The 3,424-nt window shown below is 50.8% G+C and carries 5 protein-coding genes; all 5 read left to right on the top strand.

Going from position 1 to position 3,424, the window contains the following annotated elements; all coding sequences use genetic code 11:
* On the top strand, positions 1 to 600 hold a 600-nt coding region (locus NP603_RS21685), incomplete at its 5' end, for a hypothetical protein (RefSeq protein ID WP_256612950.1).
* A gap of 194 nt (positions 601 to 794) precedes the next feature.
* Entirely contained in the window at positions 795 to 1,028 is a 234-nt protein-coding gene (locus NP603_RS21680) for a hypothetical protein (RefSeq protein WP_256612949.1), read from the top strand.
* Entirely contained in the window at positions 1,028 to 1,228 is a 201-nt protein-coding gene (locus NP603_RS21675; protein ID WP_256612948.1) for a hypothetical protein, read from the top strand. Before NP603_RS21680 ends, NP603_RS21675 begins: the two co-directional genes overlap by 1 nt.
* A 62-nt stretch (positions 1,229 to 1,290) precedes the next feature.
* Complete coding sequence (locus NP603_RS21670) at positions 1,291 to 1,437, top strand: hypothetical protein (protein WP_256612947.1); 147 nt, start codon at positions 1,291 to 1,293, stop codon at positions 1,435 to 1,437.
* Positions 1,400 to 3,424: AAA family ATPase (locus NP603_RS21665; RefSeq protein WP_371928944.1), on the top strand; the 2,025-nt coding region annotated here is incomplete at its 3' end. The genes NP603_RS21670 and NP603_RS21665, both read left to right, overlap by 38 nt.

Here is a 3,424-nt window from a genome sequence, read left to right as displayed (position 1 = left end):
CAAGACTACTTAGAGGACGACCGTAATAACGTTAAAATTGATTGGGCTCATTGGTCTACTCGAACATCCATCACATCAGAGCAGGCCGCAAAACTTACCTACTTAATTGAAGCAAAAGAAGGGGACAGCGAAAAGCGAAAAGACCCACCAGAAAAGTTATTGCGAAAGGTTAGAGATAAAGCCGCTTGGCTTGATGACCATTGCAAAAAGTGGAGTTTAAAAAGCCTAGTTGAAGTATTAGGGGAAGAAGCGCCAATAAGAATGCGGGAGGCCGCAAGCCTAGATAATACAGCCATGCAAACAGTGGAAAGTGATGCAGCAGGCATAGAGTCAGAGCCAAAAGCCGAAGTGGTTTGGGATGGAAATAAGATTAAATCCAATACCTACCAAGAACGAAAAGCTAGCTTTGAAAAGTGGCAAACTGAAACACGCGTCAATGTTGTTTCGTTGAAGGTTGATACTATTTTCCAGCAATTAAAGCAAAGTGATGCAAGAACTTGGAATATTGCTATTGGAACCTTCAAGCGTGATTTTTGGCAATCATTTAGCAGGGAAAAAGGTTATCAAAAGAAGTCAGGGCGCCCTCCAAGAAAATTATAAATATAGGGGGATGCAAAATCACCATTTATTTGTTTACATGAAAATCAAGGCATAAAAACCAGGGGAATATAGGGGAAACCAGGGAAAGAGACTTCCCTTAATTTTTTAATATAAATCAACAACTTATTATAATCACCATCAAAAGCAAGAAACGCTGGCGATAACTTTTATCAACTAATAATTGATGGTGAATTATGAACAAACAGCAAACCGAAGCCGTACAAACGGCAATTATTTATTCAACAGTAAACCAATTCACAGTAAAAAACCCAGCCTTTACCAAAGGTGGCTTGCGAGCGTTGATATTCAATGAAAACAGCAACGGACTAGCCAAGGCTGGCGCGGTTGTCCGGTTGGGTAGAAAAGTCCTAATTGATGAAGCCAAGTTTTTTGCTTGGGTAGAATCTCAAAACCAAGGAGGCAAATAATGATTGCCTCCAAAGTCATTCGTGACCACCGCCGCCATATTACCCGCGCGGATTATATCGACACTAGGCCGATTTTAGGCTCTGAAAATGTGGACTTCCCACGAATTGGAAGTCTGCAATCAAGAGCACTTCGCAAATTGTTAGCCGGTCAAATGCCAACGCACCGTGATTTTGATTTTGCATCCCATAGTTATCGTTAAGCGGTTATATCGACAATCTACGCGAGAAAGGTTGGACGATTGTCGACCATGACGAAACCGCTTTGACGAAAGATATTGTGCAACGCAAAGCGACATTCACCCGCTACGAATTATTTGCAGAGTTTACGCCGGAATTGATGGAGCGCATCAAAGCGTTTTGTAAGGCGGTTGATGAATTCGAAGCCCAAACAACGGGCAAGGCGGCATGATGATGCAAAGCGAAAAGCCTACTCGGTGCAGCAACACCGAGCAAGCCAAAACAGAGAAACCGCAGGGCCATTTTACCGGAACCATCAAACGCATAAAGCTGGAATTTATCCGCTTGGCGGTGTGGTGGCGGATAGCGTGGGGTGTTTTATTATGAACGGTAGCAACCTTGCGTCATTCACTGGCGCGGGGTTGGCTTTAGTGCCAATCCCACCAATAAACGGCAGGCCCACCAAAGCGCCACGCGCAAAGGGTTGGCAATTGCCGAGAACCGCAGACAATCCAAACGGCTATAGCTCTAACCTTGATGCATTATCGAATTGCGGAGCGGGCTTTAACTTTGGTTTGCATCATGGCGCATCGAATACGCTGGGGCTCGACCTGGATGATGTGGAACTGGCGCGAAAGGTGTTCGAAGAGCTGACCGACTTCCAGCTTTTTGACTGGCTAGAAAGCGAACAGCGGGCCGAAGTCAAAAGCCCGAGGCCGAACCGGGCGAAGTTGCTGTTCAAACTGCCGGCAGGATTCCAAGCCCCTGGCGTTAAGCAGTGCAAGAAACCCAAAGCCGGCAAGCCGAAAGAATACGATGTGATTTTCGAGCTTCGCTGCGGCGACGGGGCGCAAGATGTCATTGTCGGCGAGCATCCAGATTACCCCGGCCAGCGGTATCAATTTATCGGCAACCCGGCAGCAATACCGGAAGCGCCGCCGGTCTTGCTGGATATGCTGCAACACTGGGACGCCTGGAAGCCTTGTTTTGATTCGGCCTTGGGTATCGAGCCAAAACCGCCGGACATTGCACCACGGCAACCACAGCCAGCCGAACAGTTAGCCGGCAGGCGTGACCCTATCCAAGCGTTTAACCAGTCTTTTACGCTGGCCGATGTTTTGACCCGTAACGGCTACCAGCAGAAAGGCCGGAATAGATTCATCCGGCCGGGCAGCGCATCCAAAGCGCCGGGCGTCGCCATCATGCGGAATTGTGCCGACGGTATCGAGCGGATTTATTCTCACGGCGGCGACCTGTTGAACGACGGCTTTGCACATGACGCCTTCGATTGTTTCCGCTTGCTGGAATGTGGCGGCGACTTTGCCGCGGCGCTTAACTGGAACCCTGAAATCACGCAACACAATCAAAGGCTACACAGGCAGGAACACGCCAAAACCGCGCCAGAATTGCCACAGAGCGGCGGCGAGCGACCTGGACAAGCCGAGGCAAGGCAAGCGGCAGTCTGGCAGCCATTCCCACTCATTCCGGCGCATCGCTTGACCGCGGAGCTGGTCGCGATTGATTGGCTACTGGAAAACATCATCGAGCGCGGCAGCCTGAATTTGCTGTTTGGCGAGCCGGGCGCGGGCAAGTCGTTATTCGCCTTGGATTGGGCGTTTTGCATGGCGGCGGGTATAGCCTGGCATGGCTGCCGCACCAAACCGGTTGATGTCGTTGTCGTGGCCGGCGAAGGGCATGCAGGCATGGCGCGGCGGCTTAAGGCGTTAGAGTCAAAATATCAACGGCAAGCGCCGGAACGGTTATTTATCAGCCAACGACCGGCCAACCTGATTGACGGGACAAACGCGCAATGGATAGCCGACACCATCAAGGCCAGTTGTGCCAATCCTGGCTTGGTGATTGTCGACACCTTGCACCGCAACATGGACGGCGACGAGAACAGCAGCCAAGACATAGGCCGGTTTATCGCCAACCTGGACGGCTTTTTTAAGCCTTTGGGCGCGGCGGTCTTGGTCGTTCACCATAGCGGGCATGGTGATAAACAGCGCAGCCGGGGCAGTTCCAGCATACGCGCGGCCATGGACGGCGAATTTTCCGCCACCAAGGACGGCGGCGCGATTGTCCTGGCTTGCCACAAGGCCAAAGACTTCGAAGCCTTCAAACCGCTGCAATTCAGTCTAAAACCGATTGATTTGGAATGGTGCGACGATGACGGCGAACCGCTGACCAGCGTTTATCTAGTGCATGACGGCGAAGCG

Origin of the sequence: Methylomonas aurea (assembly GCF_024505045.1) — a bacterium.
Taxonomy (GTDB): Bacteria; Pseudomonadota; Gammaproteobacteria; order Methylococcales; family Methylomonadaceae; genus Methylomonas; species Methylomonas aurea.
This window is presented reverse-complemented; position numbering and strand designations above follow the sequence as displayed.